The 908-nt window shown below is 49.7% G+C and carries 1 protein-coding gene; it reads left to right on the forward strand.

Translation table 11 applies throughout. The features are described from left to right. Window positions 1–201: 201 nt before the first annotated feature. Window positions 202–576, forward strand: coding sequence for a prefoldin subunit alpha (gene pfdA / locus JS756_RS38950; RefSeq protein ID WP_205387447.1), 375 nt, complete (start codon window positions 202–204; stop codon window positions 574–576). Window positions 577–908: the final 332 nt, after the last annotated feature.

Raw genomic sequence — 908 nt, forward strand, 5'->3', positions numbered from 1 at the left:
CATATTTGACCACCAATTGATCACCCCTTTACCGATTCAACGGGAAATACCAGGCTCGAATTCCATACCGCCTTTGAATCCTCACAGTCAAAATGGCATCCCCCGCATCAGGCGGAGCTCCCCCCGGCTCAGGTAAAGAAAGCAATCAATCAATCCCTACCCCCTTCCCAAGCAGTATGCTAACGCCGTGAAAACCGAACAGTGAACGTCTCCTCGCTCCCCGTCCCCCAGCTCCGCGGCCTCCAGTCCCGCCTCACCACCGAACTGGAACATCTAACCACCTCACATACGAAGCTGCGCGCGGCGCAGACCAAATTCCAGGACTGCGTGCGGTCCATCAACGAGGGTGTTGCGGGAGCAGCGGCTAATGGCACAGATGGGAAGAATGGGATCTTGGTTCCCTTGACGAGTTCGTTGTATGTGAAGGGGACGCTTGCGGATCGGGAGAAGGTGCTTGTTGATGTTGGGACGGGTTTTTATGTGGAAAAAGTAGGTTGTTCCGTGTTGTTTCTGGGTGGTACGGTGTGGAAATTAACGCAAGCTGACTGGTTTTATTCGCGGACAGACAACGGCTAAAGCGATTGAATTCTATAATGGCAAGATTAAGGCGCTAGACTCTAATCTAAAAGACCTAGCCAAGGTCGTGCAAGGGAAAGATGTTCAATTGAGGGCTATTGAAGATGGTAAGTAACAGAACCTTTGTCTCGCTAGCTATGCATGTAAGTTCAGATCTGGTAGCTGACTCCTCTCAGTTCTGAGGCAAAAGGTTCTCAGTGGAGAAGCTGGTGCAGCAGGCGCTGGATGAGACTATTTCGGAAATGTACGGTACATATTGATGCGCCACCATCAAATTATCAACAACGGAAAAGAAACAGGAAAGAAAAATATAAATCACGAAAGTGATATCC

Source organism: Streptomyces actuosus (assembly GCF_016921115.1).
Taxonomy (GTDB): domain Bacteria; phylum Actinomycetota; class Actinomycetes; order Streptomycetales; family Streptomycetaceae; genus Streptomyces; species Streptomyces actuosus_A.